The 23,343-nt window shown below is 71.1% G+C and carries 22 protein-coding genes and 1 pseudogene; 13 read left to right on the forward strand and 10 right to left on the reverse strand.

Features of this window, described 5'->3' with window-relative positions; all coding sequences use genetic code 11:
- Positions 1-483: 483 nt before the first annotated feature.
- The gene (lexA, locus tag AB0M56_RS22705) at positions 484-1,200 is read left to right on the forward strand and encodes a transcriptional repressor LexA (protein ID WP_364179295.1); all 717 of its coding nucleotides are present in this window, start codon (positions 484-486) and stop codon (positions 1,198-1,200) included.
- Positions 1,201-1,474: 274 nt separating this feature from the next.
- Here lexA and AB0M56_RS22710 read toward each other — a convergent pair whose 3' ends face one another.
- Genes AB0M56_RS22710 through AB0M56_RS22720 form a run of 3 tightly spaced genes read right to left on the reverse strand, consistent with a single transcriptional unit; the run spans position 1,475 to position 4,533 of the window.
- Entirely contained in the window at positions 1,475-2,500 is a 1,026-nt protein-coding gene (locus tag AB0M56_RS22710) for a hypothetical protein (RefSeq protein WP_364179297.1), read from the reverse strand.
- Positions 2,501-2,553: 53 nt separating this feature from the next.
- The gene (gene hflX, locus AB0M56_RS22715; RefSeq protein ID WP_364179298.1) at positions 2,554-3,987 is read right to left on the reverse strand and encodes a GTPase HflX; all 1,434 of its coding nucleotides are present in this window, start codon (positions 3,985-3,987) and stop codon (positions 2,554-2,556) included.
- A 42-nt stretch (positions 3,988-4,029) separates the two neighbouring features.
- Positions 4,030-4,533 carry a winged helix-turn-helix domain-containing protein gene (locus AB0M56_RS22720; protein WP_364179300.1) on the reverse strand — a complete coding sequence of 168 codons (504 nt, stop codon included), beginning with the start codon at positions 4,531-4,533 and terminating at the stop codon, positions 4,030-4,032.
- 63 nt (positions 4,534-4,596) lie between these two features.
- On the opposite strand from AB0M56_RS22720, the gene AB0M56_RS22725 reads away from it, so the two are divergent.
- Complete coding sequence (locus AB0M56_RS22725; protein WP_364179301.1) at positions 4,597-5,850, forward strand: MFS transporter; 1,254 nt, start codon at positions 4,597-4,599, stop codon at positions 5,848-5,850.
- A gap of 9 nt (positions 5,851-5,859) precedes the next feature.
- Positions 5,860-8,391, forward strand: a complete 2,532-nt coding sequence (valS, locus tag AB0M56_RS22730; protein ID WP_364179303.1) for a valine--tRNA ligase — start codon at positions 5,860-5,862, stop codon at positions 8,389-8,391.
- Positions 8,392-8,413: 22 nt separating this feature from the next.
- On the opposite strand, the gene dapF is transcribed toward valS, so the two are convergent.
- Complete coding sequence (dapF, locus tag AB0M56_RS22735; RefSeq protein ID WP_364179305.1) at positions 8,414-9,241, reverse strand: diaminopimelate epimerase; 828 nt, start codon at positions 9,239-9,241, stop codon at positions 8,414-8,416.
- A 10-nt stretch (positions 9,242-9,251) separates the two neighbouring features.
- Complete coding sequence (gene miaA / locus AB0M56_RS22740) at positions 9,252-10,172, reverse strand: tRNA (adenosine(37)-N6)-dimethylallyltransferase MiaA (protein WP_364179307.1); 921 nt, start codon at positions 10,170-10,172, stop codon at positions 9,252-9,254.
- Positions 10,173-10,390: 218 nt separating this feature from the next.
- Between miaA and AB0M56_RS22745 the strand changes: the two genes are divergently transcribed.
- On the forward strand, positions 10,391-11,704 hold the full coding sequence (locus tag AB0M56_RS22745) for a DUF349 domain-containing protein (RefSeq protein ID WP_364179309.1): 1,314 nt from the start codon (positions 10,391-10,393) through the stop codon (positions 11,702-11,704).
- Between the two features lie 294 nt (positions 11,705-11,998).
- On the opposite strand, the gene AB0M56_RS22750 is transcribed toward AB0M56_RS22745, so the two are convergent.
- Together AB0M56_RS22750 and miaB are read right to left on the reverse strand one after the other, a co-directional pair.
- Entirely contained in the window at positions 11,999-12,475 is a 477-nt protein-coding gene (locus tag AB0M56_RS22750) for a hypothetical protein (RefSeq protein WP_220238102.1), read from the reverse strand.
- Entirely contained in the window at positions 12,472-13,959 is a 1,488-nt protein-coding gene (gene miaB, locus AB0M56_RS22755; protein WP_364179604.1) for a tRNA (N6-isopentenyl adenosine(37)-C2)-methylthiotransferase MiaB, read from the reverse strand. Before miaB ends, AB0M56_RS22750 begins: the two co-directional genes overlap by 4 nt.
- A 257-nt stretch (positions 13,960-14,216) precedes the next feature.
- Between miaB and AB0M56_RS22760 the strand changes: the two are divergent.
- The 3 genes and pseudogenes from AB0M56_RS22760 to AB0M56_RS22770 all read left to right on the forward strand — a co-directional run.
- A pseudogene (locus AB0M56_RS22760) lies at positions 14,217-14,453 on the forward strand (DUF1963 domain-containing protein); the annotation flags it as partial.
- A gap of 187 nt (positions 14,454-14,640) precedes the next feature.
- On the forward strand, positions 14,641-14,925 hold the full coding sequence (locus tag AB0M56_RS22765; protein WP_364179606.1) for a DUF1963 domain-containing protein: 285 nt from the start codon (positions 14,641-14,643) through the stop codon (positions 14,923-14,925).
- A gap of 41 nt (positions 14,926-14,966) precedes the next feature.
- The gene (locus tag AB0M56_RS22770) at positions 14,967-15,896 is read left to right on the forward strand and encodes a TAXI family TRAP transporter solute-binding subunit (RefSeq protein WP_364179608.1); all 930 of its coding nucleotides are present in this window, start codon (positions 14,967-14,969) and stop codon (positions 15,894-15,896) included.
- Here AB0M56_RS22770 and AB0M56_RS22775 read toward each other — a convergent pair.
- Complete coding sequence (locus AB0M56_RS22775) at positions 15,893-17,290, reverse strand: HAMP domain-containing sensor histidine kinase (RefSeq protein WP_364179311.1); 1,398 nt, start codon at positions 17,288-17,290, stop codon at positions 15,893-15,895. The genes AB0M56_RS22770 and AB0M56_RS22775 overlap by 4 nt on opposite strands.
- Positions 17,291-17,292: 2 nt before the next feature.
- Positions 17,293-17,961 carry a response regulator transcription factor gene (locus tag AB0M56_RS22780; RefSeq protein ID WP_220238098.1) on the reverse strand — a complete coding sequence of 223 codons (669 nt, stop codon included), beginning with the start codon at positions 17,959-17,961 and terminating at the stop codon, positions 17,293-17,295.
- A 344-nt stretch (positions 17,962-18,305) separates the two neighbouring features.
- Here AB0M56_RS22780 and AB0M56_RS22785 point away from each other — a divergent pair, with 344 nt between their 5' ends.
- From AB0M56_RS22785 to AB0M56_RS22810, 6 genes are all read left to right on the forward strand, one after another.
- The gene (locus AB0M56_RS22785) at positions 18,306-19,034 is read left to right on the forward strand and encodes an amino acid ABC transporter ATP-binding protein (RefSeq protein ID WP_364179609.1); all 729 of its coding nucleotides are present in this window, start codon (positions 18,306-18,308) and stop codon (positions 19,032-19,034) included.
- An 80-nt stretch (positions 19,035-19,114) separates the two neighbouring features.
- Positions 19,115-20,029, forward strand: coding sequence for a glutamate ABC transporter substrate-binding protein (locus AB0M56_RS22790; protein WP_364179313.1), 915 nt, complete (start codon positions 19,115-19,117; stop codon positions 20,027-20,029).
- Positions 20,030-20,113: 84 nt separating this feature from the next.
- Positions 20,114-20,761, forward strand: coding sequence for an amino acid ABC transporter permease (locus AB0M56_RS22795; protein ID WP_220238096.1), 648 nt, complete (start codon positions 20,114-20,116; stop codon positions 20,759-20,761).
- Positions 20,758-21,648 carry an amino acid ABC transporter permease gene (locus AB0M56_RS22800; RefSeq protein ID WP_364179316.1) on the forward strand — a complete coding sequence of 297 codons (891 nt, stop codon included), beginning with the start codon at positions 20,758-20,760 and terminating at the stop codon, positions 21,646-21,648. Before AB0M56_RS22795 ends, AB0M56_RS22800 begins: the two co-directional genes overlap by 4 nt.
- A gap of 227 nt (positions 21,649-21,875) precedes the next feature.
- Positions 21,876-22,016 (forward strand): class I SAM-dependent methyltransferase, encoded by a 141-nt coding sequence (locus AB0M56_RS22805; RefSeq protein ID WP_364179318.1) that lies wholly within the window; start codon positions 21,876-21,878, stop codon positions 22,014-22,016.
- Between the two features lie 3 nt (positions 22,017-22,019).
- A complete protein-coding gene (locus tag AB0M56_RS22810; protein WP_364179320.1) occupies positions 22,020-22,286 on the forward strand; it encodes a hypothetical protein in 267 nt (88 codons plus the stop codon).
- On the opposite strand, the gene AB0M56_RS22815 is transcribed toward AB0M56_RS22810, so the two are convergent.
- Complete coding sequence (locus AB0M56_RS22815) at positions 22,283-23,311, reverse strand: DUF4037 domain-containing protein (protein ID WP_364179322.1); 1,029 nt, start codon at positions 23,309-23,311, stop codon at positions 22,283-22,285. The genes AB0M56_RS22810 and AB0M56_RS22815 overlap by 4 nt on opposite strands.
- Positions 23,312-23,343: the final 32 nt, after the last annotated feature.

The raw sequence follows: 23,343 nt of genomic DNA on the forward strand, positions 1-23,343 counted from the left end.
CGGGCGCGCGTCGGCGGCCGCAGCGGCTCGCCACGGCGCTCGCGCGTACCGCGAACGGGTGCGGCGGGACCCGAGGGAACCCGAGCCGGGGCGGCGGCCTGCCGGACGGGCCGGAGCGGGCGGACGATCCCGCGGTCTGCCAGAATCGACATGGCGAACCTCCTTCTGACCTGCTGATCGGTTCGATCCGAGCCCGGTCCGGTGCTCTCACCGGCGACAATGCGGTTCAGGTCGAACAGGCGTTCTATCGAACGTCCGTGCGAAGGTCTACCACCCCGCACCGACAAAATCGAGAGGACACGGCGTGTCGATCGAACAGATGTTTGAAATCGTCACGCTCGGTGGGCTAACGTCGGTGACCAGGACATCTGCCGGGCAGATGTCGCCGGCGAGGGCACCCGCGTCCGCGGGAGCCGGCCGGCGCACGCGGGAACGCGCGGCACGCCGGCGAGGCGACCGCGAACGGCTGGGAGGCGACACACAGTGGCGAAGGAGAGCAAGGCGGGCACCACGCCCGGTGGCTCGGGCAAGGTGACGGCCTTGCCCGAGGTCTACGACGTGGACGAGACGCTGACCGTGCGGCAACAGCAGGTGCTGGACGTGATTCGCACTTGGGTGAGCCGGTTCGGCTACCCGCCGAGCGTCCGCGAGATCGGCGAGGCCGTGGGGCTCACGTCGACCTCGTCGGTGTCCCACCAGCTGAAGGCGCTGCAGCGCAAGGGTTACCTGCGCCGCGACGCGAACCGGCCGCGGGCCGTGGGCGTCCTGTCGACGACGGACGACAACCCGATGGGCATCGACATCGACCAGCAGCCGTCCATGCCGAAGGCGGCGTACGTGCCGCTGGTCGGCCGGATCGCGGCCGGTGGCCCGGTGCTGGCCGAGCAGGCGATCGAGGACGTCTTCCCGCTGCCGCGCGAGATCGTCGGCGAAGGTGAGCTCTTCCTGCTCAGCGTCACCGGCGACTCGATGGTCGACGCCGCGATCACCGACGGCGACTGGGTCGTGGTCCGCCAGCAGCCCGCCGCGGAGAACGGCGACATCGTGGCCGCCATGATCGACGGCGAGGCCACGGTGAAGACGTTCAAGCGCAAGGACGGCCACGTCTGGCTGATGCCGCACAACGAGGCGTACGAGCCGATCCCCGGCGACGACGCCACCATCCTCGGCAAGGTCGTCGCGGTCCTGCGGCGCCTCTAGACCCGGGAGCCCACCCACGCGGCCGCGGGCCGGCGACGAGGATGCCCGGCCTCGATCGTCCCCGCGCCGCGGGCGGGAGCTTCCCGGTGTCCGGTGTGGACGGTGCCGTGCGGTCCGCTGCGTGGTTCGTGTGCTGAGTGGTCCGTGTGCTGAATGGTCCTGCGTTGTGGTCTTCCCGCTGTGCGCACCGTGCCCCGGTTGCCTCCCCGGAGCGGACCTCAGCGGCCAGAACTCAGCGGTCAGAACTCAGCGGTCAGAACTCAGCGGTCAGAACTCAGCGGCGCGGGCGGCGACGCAGCCGGCTGAGCAGGAACCAGCCGATCAGCACCACGACCACCGCGATACCGACCACCGGCAGCAGCGGCAGCCCGGACGAGTCGTCCGAGCCGCCGGTCGCGCCGGAAGCGGCGGGCTTGGACGCTTCACGCTGCGGCGCAGCGGCACCCGCCACCAGAGCCGTCGCGTTTTTCACCGCTCGGATGGGCTGGCCGACGCCTTCGCCGCCGGACAGCAGTGTGCCGTCGGGTTCGAAAGCGAGCGCTTCGCCCTGCTTCTCGTTCGGCAGCGGGATCCGCACGGGGTTGCGTTTGAGCGCCTCGAGTACGTCGCCATCCGGAGCCGCGTACAGGTAGGCGTCGGTGTAGGTGCGCAGGGCCACGACGCTGCCATCGGCACTGGTGGCACCACCCGTGACCAGCACGGACCCGAACGCGCCCACTGGCCCGCCCACCGTGTCGGTGTCGTGGATGGTCAGCGAACCGACCTTCTCCAGCTTCGTCGGCCCCGGTGAGGCCAACGGACCGGTCGGCCGGTAGACGGCGGCATCGCCCAGCACTTCCTTGGTGATCAGGTACGGCGTGCCTGACCGGTCGAGCAGCAGGGCCTCGGTGTCGTGCGGCCCGTCGGGGTAGGTCAGGCGGTGCAGCGTCACGCTGCCGCCCGAAGGTTTCATCTCCATCAGCGCCACCGTCGTGCGCTTGTGGCTGTTGTCGCCGGTGTCCGAGAGCCACAGGGTGCCGTCGGCCGCGCGTGCGAGGTCCTCGACGTCGTACGGGTCGGTGCTCGCCGACAGCACCTTCTGCACCTTGCAAGAGTGGTCGAGGACGAAGACCTGCACTTTCGTGCCGCCGTCGTTGATCGCGTACCAGTGCTCGCCGTCGGAGACGAGGCCGGAGAGCTCCCCCAGCCGCGAGTCGGTGACCTTGCACAGCGATTCGGGCGCCGGTGGTGGCGCCGCGGCAGCAGCGGGCACAGCGCCCAGCACCAGCAAAACCGCCGTCACCGCGAGGACGACCCGCACCAGCTCACCTCCGTAGTGTGCGGCCCGGTCCGGCCGCACACTACGGAAGACGTTCAGAGCGCCGAGGAGTTGGTTTCGTACCGGCGCAAAGCCGCCGCGAGGTCCGGGTGGACTCGCACGAGGAGCCTCGTGCCGTCGGCGACGTGCTCCTCCTCGAGCACCTCGCCGTCCGAGTGCGCACGGGCCACGAGCTCGCCCCGCGAGTAGGGGACCAGCGCCTCGACCACGACCTGCGGCCGCGGCAGCCGGTCGGCGAGCACCTCGGCCAGCTCCGGGATACCGGCGCCGGTCCGGGCGGACACCAGTACGGAACCCGCCAGCTGGTGGCGCAGCCGCGCCAGCGTGACCTGGTCGGCCGCGTCGGCCTTGTTGATCACGAGCAGCTCGGGCGGCAGCGGCTCCTTGCGGGTGCGGGTGATTTCGCCGAGCACCTCGCGCACGGCGTTCACCTGCTCCTCGGGCGCCGGGTCGGCCCCGTCGACGACGTGCAGCAGCAGGTCGGCGTCGGCCGCCTCCTCCAGCGTCGAGCGGAACGCGTCCACCAACTGGTGCGGCAGGTGTCGCACGAACCCGACGGTGTCGGTGAGGGTGAAGGTGCGCCCGTCGGCCGTCTGGGCCCGGCGCGTGGTCGGGTCCAGGGTGGCGAACAGCGCGTCTTCCACCAGCACCCCCGCGCCGGTCAGCGCGTTGAGCAGGCTCGACTTGCCGGCGTTGGTGTAGCCGACGATCGCGATGCTGGGCACCTCGTTGGCCACCCGCCGGCCGCGCTTGGTCTCGCGGATGGTGTCCATCGCGGCGATCTCGCGGCGCAGCTTGGACACGCGCTTGTTGATCCGCCGGCGGTCGGTTTCGAGCTTCGTCTCACCGGGACCGCGCAGGCCCACACCGCCGTTGGCGCCACCGGCGCGACCACCGGCCTGCCGGGACAGCGACGCACCCCAACCGCGAAGCCGCGGGATGAGGTACTGCAGCTGGGCCAGCTCGACCTGGGCCTTGCCCTCCTTGGAGCGGGCGTGCTGCGCGAAGATGTCGAGGATCAGGGCGGTCCGGTCGATCACCTTGACCTTGACCTTCTCCTCGAGCTGGCGCAGCTGGCCGGGCGAGAGCTCGCCGTCGCAGATCACCGTGTCGGCGCCGGACGCCACGACCACGTCGCGCAGCTCCCGCACCTTGCCGGAGCCGACGTAGGTCGCCGGGTCGGGCTTGGCGCGCCGCTGGACGAGACCCTCGAGCACCTCGGAACCGGCGGTCTCGGCCAGCCTCGCCAGCTCGGCGAGGGAGGCTTCCGACTGCTCGGCGGTGCCTTCGGTCCACACGCCGACCAGCACGACGCGCTCCAGCCGCAGCTGGCGGTATTCGACCTCGGTGACGTCCGTGAGTTCGGTCGACAGGCCTGCGACGCGGCGGAGCGAGGCGCGGTCCTCGAGCTCCATCTCACCGGTCGACGGGTCGTCGTCGTACAGGTCTTCGTGTGTCAGTTCTGTCATCGTGCCTCCATGCTCCCACGATTCGGCGCGGGAGCCGAGTGATTACCTGCTGGGATAGATCGATACGTAGATGGCGGTGCGGTCGGCGCCAGGCTCCGCGGGCCGTTCCCGGAACTCCTCGAGCAGCTGCGTGAGCCGGTCCTTGAACTCGGCGACCTCGGCCGGCGCGACCTGGAAGACGAGCCGGCTGGAGTCGACCTCGGCGGCGTCGGCCTCCCCCATCTCGGCGAGGTAGGCCTCGAGCATGGCCTGGCCGACGGACGCGACCGCCGTGCCGTTGTCGAGCTGCCAGGACAGGCCGGTGGACCGGTACGGGATCTCCTTGGCCCCGCGAGCGCCTCGGCGCTCTTCCAGCGGAGTGAGAAAACCCGTTTCGACCAGGCGACGCACGTGGTGCAGTGTGGTGGCCGGGTCGCGGCCGAGCCGCTCGGCCAGCTCCTTGTTGGTCATCGCCTCGAAGGACGTCAACCGGATGATGCGCAGGCGTATTCCGGACGCGAGCGCGGCAGCCTCGGCCTCCGTCGAAGGGCGTCGTGAGGTCGGCACCCGCACAGCGTAAGCACGGCAAAGTGATTGACACTTTCCAATCACTCGCCGACACTCGATCGGGTGAATCGGGACTCCCTCCTCTTCCACGCCGACTTCCGCCGGCTGTTCGCCGGCGACACGGCGAGCCAGCTCGGCACCTTCGTCGGCGTCACGGCGATCCCGCTGCTGGCGGCGGTGACGCTCGCGGCGACGCCGTTCGAGATGGGCTTGCTGACCACGGCCGAGACGCTGGGCTTCCTGCTCATCGGCCTGCCGGCGGGTGTGTGGGTGGACCGGTTGCGCAAGCGGCCGGTGATGCTCACGGCCGACCTGGCCCGCGCGGCGCTGATCCTGAGCATCCCGCTGACGTGGTGGGCGGGCGGGCTGACGATGGTCCAGCTCATCGTGGTCGTGCTGTTCGTGGGCATCGGCACGGTGTTCTTCGACGTCTCCTACCAGGCCTACCTGCCCGCGCTCGTGGGCCGCGACCGGCTGCTGGAGGGCAACGCGAAGCTGCAGGGCGTGCAGTCCTCGGCCCAGATCGCGGGGCCGAGCGCGGCGGGCGTGCTGGTGCAGTTCGTCGGCGCCGCCAGCACGGTGCTGGTCACCGGTCTCGGTTACCTCGCGTCCGCGTTGTGCCTCTGGCGGATCCGCACAGTCGAGCAGCTACCCGAGAAAACCGGCCACGAACGCCTGGTGCCACAGATGATCGAGGGCCTCAAGTTCGTGTTCACCGACAAGCCGCTGCGCGCCATCGTCGCGTGCACCGCCACCGCGAACCTGTTCGGCGCCGCCGCGCAGGCCGTGCAGGTGCTGTTCCTGACGCGCACGGCCGGGCTCCCGCCCGCGGCGGTCGGCGGGCTGCTGGCCGTCGGCGGCATCGGCGGGATCCTCGGCGCGCTGTTCGCCGGCGCGATCATCCGGCGCGTCGGGCAGGCGCGCTCGATCTGGCTCCTGCCGATGCTCGTGTGGCCGGGCAACCTTCTCGTGCCGCTCGCGGGGCCCGGCTGGCGCGTGCCGCTCGCCGGTTTCGGCCTGGCGCTCGCCGGGTTCGGCGTGATCCTCTACAACGTCGCGCAGGTCTCCTACCGCCAGGCGATCACCCCCGACCGGCTGCTCGGGCGGATGAACGCGAGCGTGCGGTTCGTCGTGTGGGGCACGATGCCGCTCGGCGGGCTGCTGGGCGGCGCGCTCGGCGAGGCGCTGGGACTGACCGGTGCCCTGTGGGCGGCGGTGATCGGCCAACTCGCCGCGGCGCTGTGGGTGGTTTGCTCGCCGCTGCGGCACATGCGTGACCTGCCGGTGGGCGAGAAAGCGATGCCAGCGCCCGCCTAGAGTTGGTTCATGAACGTTACTCCGCAGCCCAGCCCTCGTGTCCCGGACAAGGTCGGTGTCGACGGTTTGGAGGACAAGTGGGTAGCGGTATGGGAGCGGGACGGCGTCCACCGCTTCGACCGCACGAAGCCGCGCGAAGCCATCTACTCGATCGACACGCCGCCGCTCACGGCGAGCGGTTCGCTGCACATCGGGCACGTGTTCTCCTACACGCACACCGACGTCCTCGCGCGCTACCAGCGCATGCGCGGGCGTGAGGTGTTCTACCCCGTCGGCTGGGACGACAATGGCCTGCCCACCGAACGGCGAGTGCAGAACCACTACGGCGTGCGCTGCGAGCCGGCCCTGCCCTACGACCCATCGTTCACGCCGCCGGCCAAGCCCGGCAAGGACGTGATCCCGGTGTCGCGCCGCAACTTCGTGGAGCTGTGCCGCACGCTGTCCGAACAGGACGAGAAGGTCTTCGAGGACGTCTGGCGCCGCGTCGGGCTGTCGGTGGACTGGACGCTGGCGTACCAGACCATCGACCCGGCCACCACGGAGATCTCCCAGCGCGCCTTCCTGCGCAACCTCGCGCGCGGCGAGGCCTACCAGGCCGAGGCGCCGACGTTGTGGGACACCACGTTCCGCACCGCCGTCGCGCAGGCCGAATTGGAGGACCGCGAGCGGCCCGGCGCGTACCACGACCTCGTGTTCCGCACGGGCGAAGGCGCCGAGGTGCTGATCTCCACCACCCGGCCCGAACTGCTGCCCGCGTGCGTCGCACTCGTGGCCCACCCGGACGACGAGCGGTACCGCGACCTGGTCGGGAAAACCGTGCGCACGCCCGTGTTCGGCGTCGACGTGCCGGTGCACGCGCACCACCTCGCCGATCCCGAAAAGGGCACCGGCATCGCGATGGTCTGCACCTTCGGCGACACCACCGACGTCACGTGGTGGCGCGCGCTGCGGCTGGAGACCCGCCCAGTGCTGGGGCGCGACGGGCGGTTCCTGTCCGAGCCGCCGCGCGGGGTACCCGCCGAGGCGTATGCCCCGCTGGCCGGCAAGACCGTCCACACGGGACGCCAGCTCCTCGTCGAGGCGCTGCGCGCCGACGGGTCGCTGCGCGGTGAGCCGCGGACGATCACCCACGCGGTGAAGTTCTACGAGAAGGGCGACCGGCCGCTCGAGATCGTCACGAGCCGCCAGTGGTACCTCACCAACGGCGGGCGCGACGAAGAGCTGCGCGCGAAGCTGCTCGATCGCGGCGGCGAGCTCAACTGGGTGCCCCCGCACATGGAGGTCCGCTTCCGCGCCTGGACCGAGGGCCTCACGTCCGACTGGCTCGTGAGCCGCCAGCGGTTCTTCGGCGTGCCGATTCCGGTCTGGTACCCGCTCGACGAGCACGGCGAGCCCGACCACGAAGCCGTGCTGGTGGCTTCGGACGCGGCCCTGCCCGTGGACCCGAGCACCGACGTGCCGCCGGGCTACACCGAGGACCAGCGCGGGAAGCCGGGCGGGTTCGCGGGCGAGGTGGACGTGATGGACACGTGGGCCACGTCGTCGCTCACGCCGCAGATCGCCGGGCGCTGGAGCCTCGACGACGACCTGTTCCGCCGCGTGTTCCCGTACTCGCTGCGGCCGCAGGCGCACGAGATCATCCGCACCTGGCTGTTCTCCACCACCGTGCGAGCCGAGTTGGAAGAGCACGTGCTGCCGTGGCGCGACGCCGTGATCTCCGGCTGGGTGCTCGACCCGGACCGCAAGAAGATGTCGAAGTCCACGGGCAACGTCGTCACGCCCGCGGCGCTGCTGGACCAGTTCGGGCCCGACGCCGTGCGCTACTGGGCGGCGAGCGCGCGCCCCGGCGTCGACACGGCCGAGGACCAGGGCCAGATGAAGGTCGGGCGGCGCCTGGCGACGAAGCTGCTCAACGTGAGCCGGTTCGTGCTCGGCCTCGGCCTGCCCACGCCGGGGGCTTCCGTGACGGAACCGCTGGACCGGTCGGTGCTCGCCGCGCTCGCGCGCGTGGTCACCGAGGCGACGGCGGCGTTCGAAGGCCTGGACCAGGCGCGGGCGCTGCAGATCACGGAGACCTTCTTCTGGACCTTCTGCGACGACTACGTCGAGCTGGTCAAGGCCCGCGCGTACGGCGATCGCGGCGAGGCGGCCGCGGACTCGGCCCGCGCGGCGCTGACGACCGCGCTTTCGGTGCTGGTGCGGCTGTTCGCGCCGGTGCTGCCTTACACGGCCGAGGAGGTCTGGTCGTGGTGGCAGGAGGGTTCGGTGCACCGCGCGCCGTGGCCGGAAGCACCGGGGGTCGACGGTGACGTCGCCCTGCTACCGCTGGCCGGCTCGGTGATCGCGGCCGTGCGGCGGGCCAAGACGGACGCGAAGGTGTCGATGCGCTCGGCTGTCGAAACGTTGACGGTGAGCGCGTCCGACGAACTGCTCAGCGGGTTCGCGGCGGTGTCGGACGATGTGCGCGCGGCCGGGGTGATCTCCGCCGTGACCACTCGTCCGGGTGACGGCGAGCTGGCCGTCGAGGTGACGGTGGGCTGACGCGCTGCTGCCGGGGTGTGGCTCACGCCCCGGCGGCGGCCCACCAGGCTTCGTCGAGCTCACCGCGCGCGACGATCTCCGCCGGGCCGGTGAGGGTGGCGGCGCCGCGTTCGACGGTCACGACCACGCGGCCGCCGGGGATGTCCACTGTGGACTCCCCCGTGTCGGTGCCGGCGAGGTGCAGCGCGGCCGCGACGGCGGCCACCGTGCCGGTGCCGCACGAGCGCGTCTCCCCCACGCCGCGCTCGTGGACGCGCATGCGCAGCGCGCCCTCGCCGAGCAGGTTCACGAACTCGAGGTTCACGCCGGTCGGGAACACGTCGTGGTCGAAGTCGGGCTGGTCGCGCAGGTCGAGGTCGGCGACGTCGTCGTCGAGCACCGACACCAGGTGCGGGTTGCCGACGTCCACGGCCACGCCGGAGAACGGGCTCCCGGCCACCACCGTGACGGAGGTGCCGGTGATCGTCGCCGGGCCCATGCCCACCGTCACGGAGCGGTCGGGATGGACCACCACCGGCCGGTCACCCGCGCGGGTGCCGACGGTGAAGCGGCCGTCGCCCGCCAAGCCGGCGTCGACGAGGTAGCGGGCGAACACGCGCACGCCGTTGCCGCACATCTCGGCGATCGAGCCGTCGGCGTTGCGGTAGTCCATGAACCACTCGCCCTCGGACGCCTCACCCAGCGCGTTGGCACGCACCACGCGCAGCACGCCGTCGGCGCCCAGGCCCCGCCGGCGGTCGCACAGGGCCGCCACGCGCTCCGCCGTGAGGTCGAGGCGGCCGGACGCGTCGGGCAGCAGCACGAAGTCGTTCTGTGTGCCGTGGCCCTTGAGAAACTCGATGCCGCCCATGGGGACAAGATTACTGGGCCAGGGCGTCGTGCACGCGCGCGGCCAGGTCGGGGGAGGCGCCGTCGAACCACTGGATCCGCTTGTCGCGGCGGAACCAGGAGCGTTGCCGCCGGACGAAGCGGCGGGTGGCCTGTGCGGTCGCCGCGGCGGCCGCCGCGAAATCGCCTTCGCCGTCGAACTCGGCGAGCACCTGCTGGTAGCCCAGCGCCCGGGACGCCGTCTTGCCCTCGCGTAGGCCGCGGGCTTCGAGCTCCCGCACCTCGTCGACGAGCCCGGCCTCGAACATTCGCGCCACGCGCAGGTCGACGCGCCCGTCGAGCTCAGTGGCTTCGCGGTCGATGCCGACCAGCACCGTGCCGTAGCGGGCGGGGCCGGGCTTGGGCAGGTTCGCGGAGAAGGGCTCTCCGGTGAGCTCCATGACCTCCAGCGCGCGCACGATCCGGCGGGTGTTCGTGGGCAGGATGGCGGCAGCCGCCACGGGGTCTTTTTCGGCCAGCCGCGCGTACAGGGTCGCCGTGCCGCGTTCGGTGGCCTCGGCTTCGAGCCGGGCCCGGACGGCGGGGTCGGTGCCGGGGAACTTCAGGTCGTCGAGCACGGCCTGCACGTAGAGGCCCGAGCCGCCGGTCAGGACGGGCACGCGGCCGGCGGCGAGCAGGTCTTCGATCACGCGGCGGGCGTCTCGCTGGTAGGCGGCGACAGACGCGGTCTCGGTGACCTCGAGGACGTCGAGCAGGTGGTGGGGCACGCCGCGCCGCTCGGCTTCGGTGGCCTTGGCCGTGCCGAGGTCCATGCCGCGGTAGAGCTGGAGCGCGTCGGCGTTCACGACCTCACCGCCGAGGGCGAGGGCGAGCTCCACGGCCAGCGCCGTCTTCCCGGTGGCCGTGGGACCGACGACGGCCACCGGACGAGGCGGCTGAGCAGGGCTGATCACGCTGGCCGAGGGTACCTGGACGGGGAGGACCGCCGACACGGAGCGTCAAGGAGAAGTAGGATCACTGGCTTCAGGTGGCTCATCCAGTACCACAGCAGGCGCTGAGCTGCTTGAATGCCGCTGGGGCCCCATGCCCCCGGAAGCACCACCGCGTAACCCGGCCCCGCAGCACGCGGGGCGCCCGCACCAGCGGGCGTACAGGCGATAAGGAGCCTGCGATGGCCCAGGAGAACACGTCCAGCGGCACCCCGGCACCGCACCCGGTGCCCCACGCGCCCGGCAGCGCCCAGACCGCACCCCCGGTGCCGGCCGCCGAGCCCAGCCCGTCCACCTGGGGCCGGGTCGACGCCGAGGGCACCGTCTTCGTTTTCACCGCCGACGGCGAGCGCGCGGTCGGGGTCTGGCAGGCGGGCACGCCCGACGAAGGGCTCCTGCACTACGCCCGCCGCTTCGACGACGTGCGCACCGAGGTCGAGCTGCTGGAAACCCGGCTGAGCTCGGGCGTCGGCGACCCGAAGCACGCGCTGTCGAACGCCACGCAGATCCGCGACGGGCTGGCCGAGTCGGCGGTGGTCGGTGACCTCGTCGCGCTGGCCGCGCGCGTCGAATACGTGATCGCCGCCGCCGAGAAGGCGCTGGGCAAGGTCAAGCAGGAGCGCGAGGAGGCCCGCGCTGCCGCCGTTTCGCGCAAGCAGGAGCTGGCCGAGGAGGCGGAGAAGATCGCCGCCGAATCGACCCAGTGGAAGGTCGCGGGCGACCGGCTGCGCACGATCCTGGACGAGTGGAAGACGGTCAAGGGCGTCGACCGCAAGACCGACGACGAGCTGTGGAAGCGGTTCTCCAAGGCCCGCGAGGCGTTCAACCGCCGCCGCGGCTCGCACTTCGCGGAGCTGGACAAGCAGCGCGCAGGCGCCAAGCACCGCAAGGAAGAGCTCATCGCCGAGGCCGAGTCGCTCGCCGAGTCCGACGACTGGGGCGCCACCGCCGGCCGCTACAAGGAACTCATGGCCGAGTGGCGCGCGGCCGGCCGCGCACCCAAGGACAGCGACGAGGCCCTGTGGCAGCGCTTCCGCGCGGCCCAGGACGCCTTCTTCGCCCGCCGCTCGGCGGTGTTCACCGAGCGCGACGCCGAGTTCGCCGGCAACGCCGCCCGCAAGGAAGAGCTGCTGGTCGAGGCGGAGAAGATCGACGTCGCCGCCAACCTCGACGCCGCCAAGTCCGCGCTGCGCCGCATCCAGGAACAGTGGGACGAGATCGGCAAGGTCCCGCGCGAACGCATCCGCGAGCTCGACGGTCGGCTCAAGACGGTCCAGGACGCCGTCAAGTCCGCCGAGGACAGCCGCTGGCGCCGCACCGACCCGGAGGCCCAGGCCCGCGCCGCCCAGTTCCGCGAGCGCGTCGAACAGTTCGAGTCGCAGGCCGCCAAGGCCCGCGCCGCGGGCGACGAGCGCCGCGCCCGCAAGGCCGACGAGCAGGCCGCCCAGTGGCGCGAGTGGATGGAAGCGGCGGAAGCCGCTGTGGCGGATCGCTGACCGCTGGTTCTTCGAAAAGGGCCGCTCCCGGATTTTCCACCGGGGGCGGCCCTTTTCGATCGTTCGGGTGGGTTGTGGTCGCGATGGGTGTTCAGGAGATTCGCTCGCCGCGCGCGGTGTGGGCGAGCGCGGACTGAAGGAATGAAGGGTCCCTTCACGACCGCCCAGGGGGACCCCTGGTTTCGATTCTCTCATTCCGGCACGACAAAAACCGCATCACGAGCGGCGCGACAGGGACCACCACGCCGTCGGATCAAGCCGCGACGAGGCTTCCACCCGACAAGCCCGTGAACCTCAAGCTCGCGAGAAAGCCGTCCTCATCCACATCGTCGCCAGGACGATCGTGGCGATCCACGCGACGATCATCCCGATCCCCGGCCCGCCGCCGACGGCGCCGTTCGCGTGGGCCGACTGCTGAGACCACACTGACAGCAGCCCGTCCACCGAGGCGAACCAGCCGCCGGCCGCGCAGCACCAGGCGACCCACCAGCGGCGCGTCGCCACGCCGACCGCGCCGGCGAGGACGCCGATGCCCGTGGACGTCGCGGCGAACAGCTGCGGGATGCCGCCGCCGGCGCCTTGGAGGACCTGGTAGCCCGCGTGGTCGCCGACCCAGGGCAGGAACTGCGCCACGAGCAGCACAACGATGAACACGGCGATGTAGAAGCCGCGGCGGCCGAGCTCGACGGTGCGGGACGCGCGCGCTCCCGCCTGGTCGATCTGGTCGGTCAGCTCCTCGTCGACCTCGGCCGGCGTTCCTGGCTCGCTCACAGCGCACACCCACTCACCGGGGCCGGCTCGACGGCCGGGGCTCCGAAGCCCGGAAGTCCCAGCGTGACCCCGCTCGTCTTGGGCCGAAGACCGGCTTCGGCGTTGTCGCCCGCCGTGGTGCGGCGGTGCGTCAGGAGATCGCCGTCGGCGACCAGGTGGTGCGGGGCGCCGTAGGTGATCACTGTCTCGACGACGTCGCCCGGGCGCACCGCACGGTCCACAACGGACCCGGCGGGCGTGAAGTGCACGAGCCGCCCGTCGCGGGCGCGGCCGCTCATGCGGTGCGTCTCGGCGTCCTTGCGGCCCTCGCCCGCGGCCACGAGCAGCTCGACCTTGCTCCCGACCAGCTTCTTGTTCTCCGCCCAGGAGATCTCGTTCTGCAGCTGCACGAGCCGGTCGTAGCGCTCCTGCACGACCTCCTTCGGCAGCTGGTCGGCCATCGTCGCGGCCGGCGTGCCGGGGCGCTTCGAGTACTGGAACGTGAACGCGCTGGAGAACCGCGCCTCGCGCACCACGTCGAGCGTCGCCTGGAAGTCTTCTTCGGTCTCGCCCGGGAAGCCGACGATGATGTCGGTGGTGATCGCCGCGTCGGGCATCGCCGCGCGCACCTCGTCGAGGATTTTCAGGTAGCGCCCGGAGCGGTACGAACGTCGCATCTCGCGCAGCACCCGGTCCGAACCCGACTGCAGTGGCATGTGCAACTGGTGGCAGACGTTGGCGGTCTCGGCCATCGCGTCGATCACGTCGGAGGTGAACGCCGCGGGGTGCGGCGAGGTGAACCGCACGCGCTCCAGGCCGCTGATCCCGCCGGTCGCGCGCAGCAGCTTGCCGAAGGCCAGCCGGTCGCCGAACTCGACGCCGTAGGAGTTCACGTTCTGCCCCAGCAGCGTCACCTCCAGCACGCCCTCGGCCACGAGCGCCTCGACCTCGGCCAGAATCTCGCCCGGGCGGCGGTCGCGTTCCTTGCCCCGCAACGACGGCACGATGCAGAACGTGCAGGTGTTGTTGCACCCCACCGAAACCGACACCCAGCTCGCGTACGACGACTCGCGGCGCGCGGGCAGTGTGGAGGGGAACGTCTCGAGCGACTCGAGGATCTCCACCTCGGCCTCGGCGTTGTGCCGGGCGCGCTCCAGCAGCGTCGGCAGCGAGCCGATGTTGTGCGTGCCGAACACGACGTCGACCCACGGGGCGCGCTTGACGATGTCCCCGCGGTCCTTCTGCGCCAGGCACCCGCCCACGGCAATCTGCATGTCGGGGTTGGCGATCTTGTCCGGGCGCAGGTGGCCCAGGGTGCCGTACAGCTTGTTGTCCGCGTTCTCACGCACCGCGCAGGTGTTGAACACGACCAGGTCCGGCTTCGCCTCCGCGCTCGCGGGGACGTACCCGGCCTCCTCGAGCTGACCGGCGAGCCGTTCCGAGTCGTGCACGTTCATCTGGCAGCCGAAGGTGCGGATCTGGAAGGTCTTGCGATTCTCGGTCATCAGGTAGCCAGGGTAACCCCCGCCGACCTCGGTGAAGACGCCGCCCACCTGGTTGAACACGGTCCCGGCCGGATCTCGCTCCGCTCGTCCCGCGCGCGGTTTTTGTCGGTGTGCGCTGCGATGATCCCTCCGTGACCGCATGGAGAGAACGGCTCACGGCCCTCGCCCGCGAGCACCTGCCCGCCGAGGCCGTCGACGCGTGGCTGGGGCTGCTGCGCCCCGGTGCGCACCTCGTCGCGGAGGGGGACGGGACTCCCGTGGGGCAGCGGGGTGGCGACCCGGCGCTGCCCGCCGACGTGGTGTGGCCGACGTGGGGCGAACGGGGACCGCTCACGTTCATCGCGTCGGTGGACTGCGCCGCGCTGCACCGCGACCTCGAAATCCTGACGGAGGCCGGCACGCTGCTGTTCTTCTACTTCGACGGCCGGTACGACGAGGACGACGACGAACCCGCGTACGGCGAGGACCTCGACGGGCACAAGGTGATCTTCGTCCCGGCGGGCACGCCGGCCGCCGAGCGGGCCGCGCCCGTCGAGCACCTCGCGTACCCGCGCCGCGACCTGTACGCGCGGGTCGTCGGCTCGGCCCCGGACGTCGGTCACGTGCTGCTCGACAGCACCGCCACCACGGCGGGGGCTCCGCTGCTGAAAGCGGTCCGCCCGGGGTGCTCGGCGAGCTCGCCTGGGCCGAGACCGAGCAGACCACCGGCACCAGATCGGCGGTTACGGCACGGCGATCCAGGACGCCGCGGAGACGGAGGTCGCCGTGATGGCGCTCGGCGGCGGCCGCCGCGACCCCGCCCTCGCCGAGGAAGGCGCGAGCTGGGTGCTGCTCGCCCAGTTCGACAGCGACGACGAGGTCGACATGATGTGGGGCGACGTCGGCACGATCTACTGGGTGATCCGGTCCGACGACCTCGCGGCGGGGAGGTTCGACGCGGCCCGGTTCACGATGCAGTGCACCTGAGCCGCGAACGCACGCGGTGCGCGTCTGGCACGATCCACTCCATGGGGTGGAAGCGGAAGGTCACGGCGCTGCTCGCGACAGTGCTCGTGGCGGGGCTCACGGCCGCGTGCGGCCCGAGCTTCGAGGGCCTGCACCTGCGGATCGCGACCGGCGCGGTCGGCGGCGTGTACAACGACCTCGCCCGGCCGCTCGCCGACGCGTGGGCCAAGGACCTGGGCATCGCCCGGCCGGAGGTCCTGGCGACGCAGGGCTCGCGCGACAACCTCAACCTCGTGCTGGCCGGGGGCGCCGACGTGGCTTTCGTCGCGGCCGACCTCGCCGCGGAGGCCGCCACGCAGCACCCAGGCCAGCTGACCGCGCTGGCGCGCATCCACGACGACTACCTGCACATCGTCGTGCGCGCCGACTCGCCTTATACGTCGGTGTCGATGCTCAAGGGCCGCCACATCGCGGTCGGCTCGCCCGAGTCCGGGGTCGAGTACATCGCCAACCGCGTGCTGGCCGTCGCCGGGCTGACCGACTCCGTGAGCGTGCAGCAACTGGGCCTCGGAGACTCCCTCAAAGCCCTCGAAAACCACCAGCTCGACGCCTTGTTCTGGTCCGGCGGCCTGCCGACGCCGCTGATCACGCAGTACACGCAGAAAGTCGGCCTGCGCCTGCTCGACATGGCCAGCCTGCAGGAAGGCATGCAGGCCTACAGCCCCGTCTACAGCACCGCCACCATCCCGGGCAGTACCTACAACCAGGCCGGCCCCGTGACCACGCTCGTGGTCCCCAACTTCCTCGTCGTCCCCACGAAAATGGCCGACGACGTCGCCGAAGCCCTCACCCGCGGCCTCTACGACGCCCGCCCCGCCCTCGCGCAGGCCAACAGCGCGGCCCTGTCGATCGACGTCCACCCGGGCATCGAGACGGAGCCGCTGCCCCTGCACCCGGGTGCGCTCACCTATTACCGAAGCCTCAAGGTCTAGGGCGCGACCCGCAGGTCCAGCTCGATCCGCAGCCCGCCGCCGTCCGGCAGGGACAGGCGCATGTCGCCGCCGGAGTGGCGGACGATCTCGCGCACGATCGCGAGGCCCAGGCCCGAGCCGGGCACGTTCTGGTGCGCGCTGCTGCGCCAGAAGCGGTCCACGGCGCGGTCCAGCTCGTCCTCGCGCAGGCCCGGCCCATGGTCCCGCACCGCCAGGGTCACCCCGTCTCCACCGTGTACGGCCGAGACGTGCACCGAAGTGCCCTGGCCGGTGAACTTGAGCGCGTTGTCGATCAGCGCGTCCAGGATCACCTCGAGCCCCCGCGGCGGCAGCAGCACCCGGGCGCCGTTGACGTCGGCCTCGGTTTCCAGCGCGACGTCACGCGCCGCACCCACCACACTCCAGTCGGCGACACGGTCGGCGACCACGGCACCGAGGTCCTCCGCCACGAGCTCACCGCCCGCCGCCTCGGCGCGGGCCATCGACAGCAGCTCGTCGAGGATCTGGTTGAGCCGGCCGGCGTCCACGCGGGCGGCGTCGAGGTCGGCGGCCGCGGTTTCGTCGTCCACGTGGCCCTCGAGGTTGCCCAGCCGCAGCTTCAACGCCGTCAGCGGGTTGCGCAGCTGGTGCGACGCGTCGGCGACGAACGCCCGCTGCGCGGCCAGCGCCTCCGACACGCTCGCCGCCATCCGGTCGAACGAACGGCCGAGTTTCCGCAGCTCAGGCGGCCCGCCGCTCTCCCCCACCGGTTCAGCCTCGCGCCCGCTCACCACGGCCGCCACCAGCGCGCCCGTCGCTTCGTCGAGCCGGCGCACGGGCCGCAGCGTCCAGCGCACCACCGGGATCGCGACCAGCAGCGCGAGCCCGAACGCCACCACCGCGCCCGCCGCGAGTACGAGCCACTGCCACAGCAGCCGCGTGCGCACGTGGTCGGTCGAGGACTCCGTGACGACGACGCCGCGCACCTCGCCGTCGATGAGGATCGGCTCGGCCAGCACCAGCGGGGCCGTCGTCCAGGGCATCAGCAGCGGGCCGGGCTCCGGGTGCCGGCCGGCGAGGGCCTCGTTCACGGGGGCCGCGATGGCCGAGCGGTCGATCCGCGCCGCGTCGGTGCCGCCCAGCGAGCTGAGTACCGCGACGCCGTCCTGGTTCACGACCACGACCTTCACGCCGTAGACCTCGGTGTAGCGGCGCAGCTCCGGCTCCAGCAGCGCGGGCCGGTTGTCGATCAGCGGCCGTTGCGCGAGCGACGCGAACCGCGCGGTGTCGGTGAGGCGGTCGAGGAACAGGTTCTGCTGCAAGCTGCCCGCCATCGTCAGCGCCAGGGGGATGCCGAGCCCGAACACCAGCAGTGCGACGAGCGTGACCACGATCCCCTGGAGGCGGACGCGCATGCTCAGCCCCGCCCGCCGCCGAGGCGGTACCCGACGCCGCGGACGGTCTCGATCAGCGCCGGGCGCCCGAGTTTCGTGCGCAACGTGGCCACGTGGACGTCGAGCGAACGGCTCTCGGCCGCGCCCCGGTGGCCCCACACTTCGGTGAGCACGTGCTCGCGCGAGCACACCGAGCCACGCGCGCCCGCGACGAGCGCGAGGACCTGGAACTCCTTGCGGGACAAGGCGATCGACTGCCCGGCCACGAGCACCTCGTGGCGCGCGAGGTCGATGCTCACGTCGCCGACCTCGATCACCGGGGCGGGCCCGTCGGTGCGCTCGCCACGACGGCGTCGCACGGCTTCGACGCGCGCGAGCAGTTCCTCCACGTCGTAGGGCTTCACGAGGTAGTCGTCGGCGCCCGCGCGCAGCCCCTGCACCCGGTCGTCGACCTCGCCGCGCGCCGACACCACGATCACGGCGACGTCGCTGACCGCGCGGATGCGCCGGCACAGCACCACGCCGTCGACGTCGGGCAGCCCGAGGTCGAGCAGCACCACGTCCACGTCGTGCACGCGGTCCAGCACGCCGGCGCCCGAGGCCAGCCGTTGCATCTCCAGGCCGCGCCGCGTCAGCGCGGGCACGAGGGCGCCCGCGACCCGGTCGTCGTCCTCCACCAGCAGCACCCGCACCGCTCGCCTCCCCCGGTGATCCAGCCCACGGTAGCGAGGAACTCTAGGGGGCACCCGACAGCGACCACGACAGGGCACGAAGGATCACTCTCCGTCACCCTTCTGACCCGCATCGCGTGATGCCCGGAGGCGGTCGTGGCTAGGCTGAGCAGGGCGGAAGGCCGCCGACCAGCCCGGACGGCGCCGGAAGTCGATACGTACTTGAAACCCTAAGTATTGCTCAAGCCGCCTTTACAAAGGGTCCGACGGGAGTAGGTTTCCGCCATCGACGTGGGATCCGGTCCCGCAGATGCCGGTTGTGAAGGAGCTCTGGAGGCCAGATGACCGCGGAGGTGGCGGCGCCGATGATCAAGGCGACCGCCGTGAACAAGTTCTTCGGCGACCTGCACGTGCTGAAGGAGATCAACCTCGAGGTGCCTCGCGGCCAAGTGGTGGTCGTGCTCGGGCCGTCCGGGTCGGGCAAGTCGACGCTGTGCCGCGCCATCAACCGGCTGGAGCCGATCAACGCGGGCGAGATCGCCGTCGACGGCCTGCCCCTGCCTGCCGAGGGCAAGGCGCTCGCGGCGCTGCGCGCGGATGTCGGCATGGTCTTCCAGTCGTTCAACCTGTTCGCGCACAAGACGATCCTCGAGAACGTGATGCTCGCGCCGGTGAAGGTCCGCAAGATGTCCTCCGCCGACGCGCGCAAGACCGCGATGGAACTGCTCGAGCGGGTCGGCATCGCGAACCAGGCGGACAAGTACCCGGCCCAGCTCTCGGGCGGCCAGCAGCAGCGTGTGGCCATCGCCCGAGCGCTCGCGATGCGCCCCAAGGTGATGTTGTTCGACGAGCCCACCTCGGCGCTGGACCCGGAGATGGTCCAGGAGGTGCTCGACGTGATGACCGGCCTGGCCAAGGACGGCATGACCATGCTCGTGGTCACCCACGAAATGGGGTTCGCCCGCCGGGCAGCTGATCGGGTGATCTTCATGGACGACGGCGAGATCGTCGAGGACACCACGCCGGACGAGTTCTTCACCCAGCCGAAGAGCGACCGGGCGAAGGACTTCCTCGGCAAGATCCTCACCCACTGACGATTACCGGATTTTCCCCGGCACCTGCCGTACCCGGTGGCCGCACCGGCCATACCGACGACAGATACAGGAGACACGTTATGAGGATCCGCACCCTCGCGGCAGGGCTGCTCGCCGGCGGCCTGCTGCTGACCGCTTGCGGCAAGGAAGGCACGCCCGCGGCCCCCGGTGGCGACACCAGTGGCGCGAACACCGCCGCCCTGCCGACCTACACCGTGGCGCAGAACGTCGACCTGGCCGGCTCGCCGGTCTTCGCGAAGATCAAGTCGGCCGGCACCGTCACCGTCGGCGTCAAGGACGACCAGCCGGGCCTCGGCCAGAAGGACCCGACGACGGGCCAGTTCCAGGGCTTCGACATCGAGATCGCCCGGATGGTGGCCGCCGGTCTCGGCATCGCCCCGGACAAGATCAAGTTCACCACGGTAGACTCGGCCGCGCGTGAGCAGGCCATCGCCAACGGCCAGGTCGACTACTACGTCGGCACCTACACGATCACCGACAAGCGCAAGAACCTGGTCTCGTTCGCCGGGCCGTACTTCCAGGCCGGTCAGGACCTGCTGGTGCGCGCGGACGACACGTCGATCACCGGCCCGGAAACGTTGAAGGGCAAGAAGGTCTGCTCGGTGACGGGGTCGACCCCGATCCAGCGCGTGCGTGACCAGGGCCTGACGGAGCCGAGCAACATCGTCGAGTTCCAGAAGTACTCGCAGTGCGTGGACAAGCTTCTGACCAAGGAGGTCGACGCCCTCACCACGGACGACGCGATCCTCAAGGGCTACGCGGCGCAGGACAAGGCGAACCTGCGGGTCGTCGGCAAGCCGTTCTCGCAGGAGCCCTACGGCATCGGCCTGAACAAGGACGACAAGGTGCTGCGCACGAAGATCGACGACCTGCTGCAGGCCAGCCTCGACGACGGCACGTGGCAGAAGATCTACGACGCCACCCTCGGCCAGTCCGGCGCGACCGCGACGAAGCCGACCATCCAGCGCTACTGATCCGGTTTCACGGCCGGTGGACGGGGCCTCCGTCCACCGGTCGCTCCACGTAATCTTCCGGCCCACGGACGCGGGGAAGGCTCCATGGACGTCCTGCTCGACAATCTGGACCTCTTCGGTCCGTTCTTCCTGCGCACGATCGAACTGTTCCTCATCTCCGCCGTCGGCAGCCTCGTGTTCGGCACGATCCTGGCGATGCTGCGGGTGAGCCCGGTTCCGGTGTTCCGCGCGATCGGCACGGCCTACGTCACCATCGTGCGTAACACACCGCTCACGCTGGTGTTCGCGTTCTTCGTGTTCGCCTACCCGCTGCTGGACATCGTCAGGATCGACTACTTCACCGCCGCGGTGGTGTCGCTTACGGTGTACACGTCCGCGTTCATCTGCGAGGTCGTGCGCTCGGGCATCAACACCGTGCCGGTCGGCCAGGCCGAGGCGGCGCGCGCACTCGGCCTCACCTTCGGCCAGATCCTCGGCCAGGTCGTGCTACCGCAGTCCCTGCGGTCGGTCGTGCCGCCCCTGATCAGCACGCTGATCGCGCTGCTCAAGAACAGCACGATCGCGGGCGGGTTCTCCGTCGCCGAGGCGGGTGCGATCCGCCAGTACATCTCCGAGCGCGGCGACAGCCAGCTGGTCGCCCTCCTGTGGGTGGCGCTCGGGTTCATCATCCTGGTCGCAGTGCTGTCGTTCGTTCAACGCAGCCTGGAGAAGCGCTGGAGCGTGGCCCGATGAGCAGCGTCCTGTTCGACGTCCCCGGCCCGAAGTCACGGGTACGGCACCGTATCTACGCCGGGATCGGCATCCTCCTGGTGATCGCCCTGATCGCTTTCGTGGTCTTCAGCTTCGCCGACAGCGGCCAGTTCACCCCGCAGAAGTGGGCGTGGCTGGAGTACTCGCAGGTGCAGTCGGACCTCGCCAACGCCGTGCTCGCCACGCTCGAGGCGTTCGCACTCGGAGCGGTATTCGCCCTGATCTTCGGCGCGGTTTTCGCCGCCGGACGGCTGTCCGAGCACACGTGGATCCGCGGGATCTCCACGTTCGTCGTGGAGTTCTTCCGCGCGATCCCGCTGCTGATCCTGATGTTCCTCTTCTACTACGGCCTGCCGACGGTCGGCGTCGACACCTCACCGCTGTTCGCCGTGGTGCTGGGCTTGACGCTGTACAACGGTTCCGTGCTCGCGGAGATCTTCCGCGCCGGCATCAACTCGCTGCCGAAGGGCCAGTCGGAAGCGGCGTACGCGCTGGGCATGCGCAAGACGCAGGTCATGTTCACGGTGCTGCTGCCGCAGGCGATCCGTGCGATGCTGCCCACGATCATCAGCCAGCTCGTGGTGCTGCTCAAGGACACCGCGCTCGGCTTCCTGGTCACGTACCCCGAGCTGCTGTACTACGCGCGCTACATCGGCTCGCAGGGTGCGTTCGGGCGCCCGATCGTGCCGTCGACCATCGTGGCGGCCGGCATCTACATCGTGATGTGCCTGCTGCTGACGCTGCTCGCGACGTGGGTCGAGAAGCGCAACCGGCGGAGCAAGAAGCACATCGAGTTGACGGACAACAAGGCGGAGCAGGTCATGCTCGGCAACGCCGCGGGCGGTGGTGTCGCCGCCGGCGGCATCTGACGAACGAGGTACGCGAAAGGCCCCCGCACCCGCGGGGGCTTTTTCGCGCGCTGCTCCGGATGCACCTGTCGGACGACGGGATCGCCGGTTAGCGTCGAAGAGCAGCCGCCGCCCGGCAGGAGTTCGACCGTGCCCGAATCTCCCGAACCGGCCCACTGGACCCCCGCCGACCGCGCCGAGACCAACGCCGTGCTGACGGCCGCCGGTCCCCCGGCCGCTGGGTTCTGGTGGTAGGCAGCGGCACCGGTGTTCACGCCCGGCTGTTCCGCTCGGCCGGCGCTTCCCGCGTGGTCGGGGTCGACGCGGACCGCTCGCTGATCGCGCAGGCCCAGCGGCAGGAGGAACGCGACCCGCTGGGGATCTCCTAAGAGGTGCACGAGCCGCTGAAGCTGCCGGTGATCGGCGACTTCGACGTGGTGGTCGCCTTCGGTGTCACTGGTCCGCTCGACGCGTTGCTCGCGCGTCTGGCCGCGAACCTGCGGAGTGGCGGATTGCTCGTCCTGTCGTACTCCGGTGCGGTCGATCCGGCGGTGGAGGCCTTCGCCGACGCGGGGTTGCGCTCGGTCGGGCAGCAGCCCGTCGTGGCGCCGGTTCCCGGCGATCGGCCGTTCGTGGTGCTGACCGCGCGGCGTCCCTAGCCGTTGTCGAAGGGGCCGAGGTCCCGGGTCCACTCAGGACGGCCGAGGACGTCCGTGCTGTCCGCCCACTGGTCGATCGCCCCGATGGCGCCCGGGTGGAGGGCGTCGGCGAAGCGGGCGGCGGCCAGGACGCGATAGGGGCGCTTGTGGAAGCCGCGGACGTGAGGGTCGAGGGGTTCGGTGAGGCCCAGCTGATTGTGGTACGCGGCAACGGTTTCATACGCCGCGACCAGGTGCGTCTCGCGCTGGCGCCATTCGAGGGCGGCAATCGCGCCCGTGAGGTGCGGGGTCAGGTCCGGCGCGAGGGGCAGCCGCGCGAACGCGCTGCCGAGCCATTTCGAGTACGGCGGGTACCGGCGCGCCATCAGCAGGCACAGGCGCATGAGGCCCCGCACCAGCCGCGCGGCGACGACGGCGGACCCGAGCTCGTCGCCGACCTCGCCGCAGCGGCCGACGAAGGGCTCTTCCTGGGCGATGCGGCGCCACTGCCCGGCGAGGACCTCGCGCCACACGTCGTCGGGGTACCAGGCCAGGACCGCCCTGAGCGCGTCGAGGCGGTCGAGGCCGTCGTGGAAGACCGTGCCGCCGGTGAGTTCGGCGAGGGTCTGGGTGGGAGTGGTGAGCCACTCGCGGCGGGACAAGGTTTTCGCGGGGACGAAGCCGAGGAAGGCGCTGAACCACGTGTCGACGTCGGCGATCTCCACGGCGTGGCGGATCGGACCGTCGGCGGGGGCCATTCGGGTCGTCGGGTCGCCCTCGTTGTCGACGAAGTGCGTGGAGTAGCCCAGGAACTCCCGCGGCAGCTCGTGGGCAAGCAGTTCGGTGAGCCCGACCGGTTCGTCGACGAACACCTGCAGGCGCGGGCCCCAGTCGTGGTCGGTGGAGCGCGCGGTGTCGAAGCCGAGGACGTCGGAGCCGCGGCCGAAGAGGGCCGCGGAGTAGGTGACGCCGCGCCGTTCGAGGATCGGGCGCACGGCGTCGGCGTGGAAGCGGCGGGCGAGCTCGAGACCGGGCAGGAAGTCCACGCCGGCGAGTGTGCCGCGCCCAGCTGCCGGTT

This window comes from Amycolatopsis sp. NPDC051372, from assembly GCF_040682095.1.
Lineage (GTDB): Bacteria > Actinomycetota > Actinomycetes > Mycobacteriales > Pseudonocardiaceae > Amycolatopsis.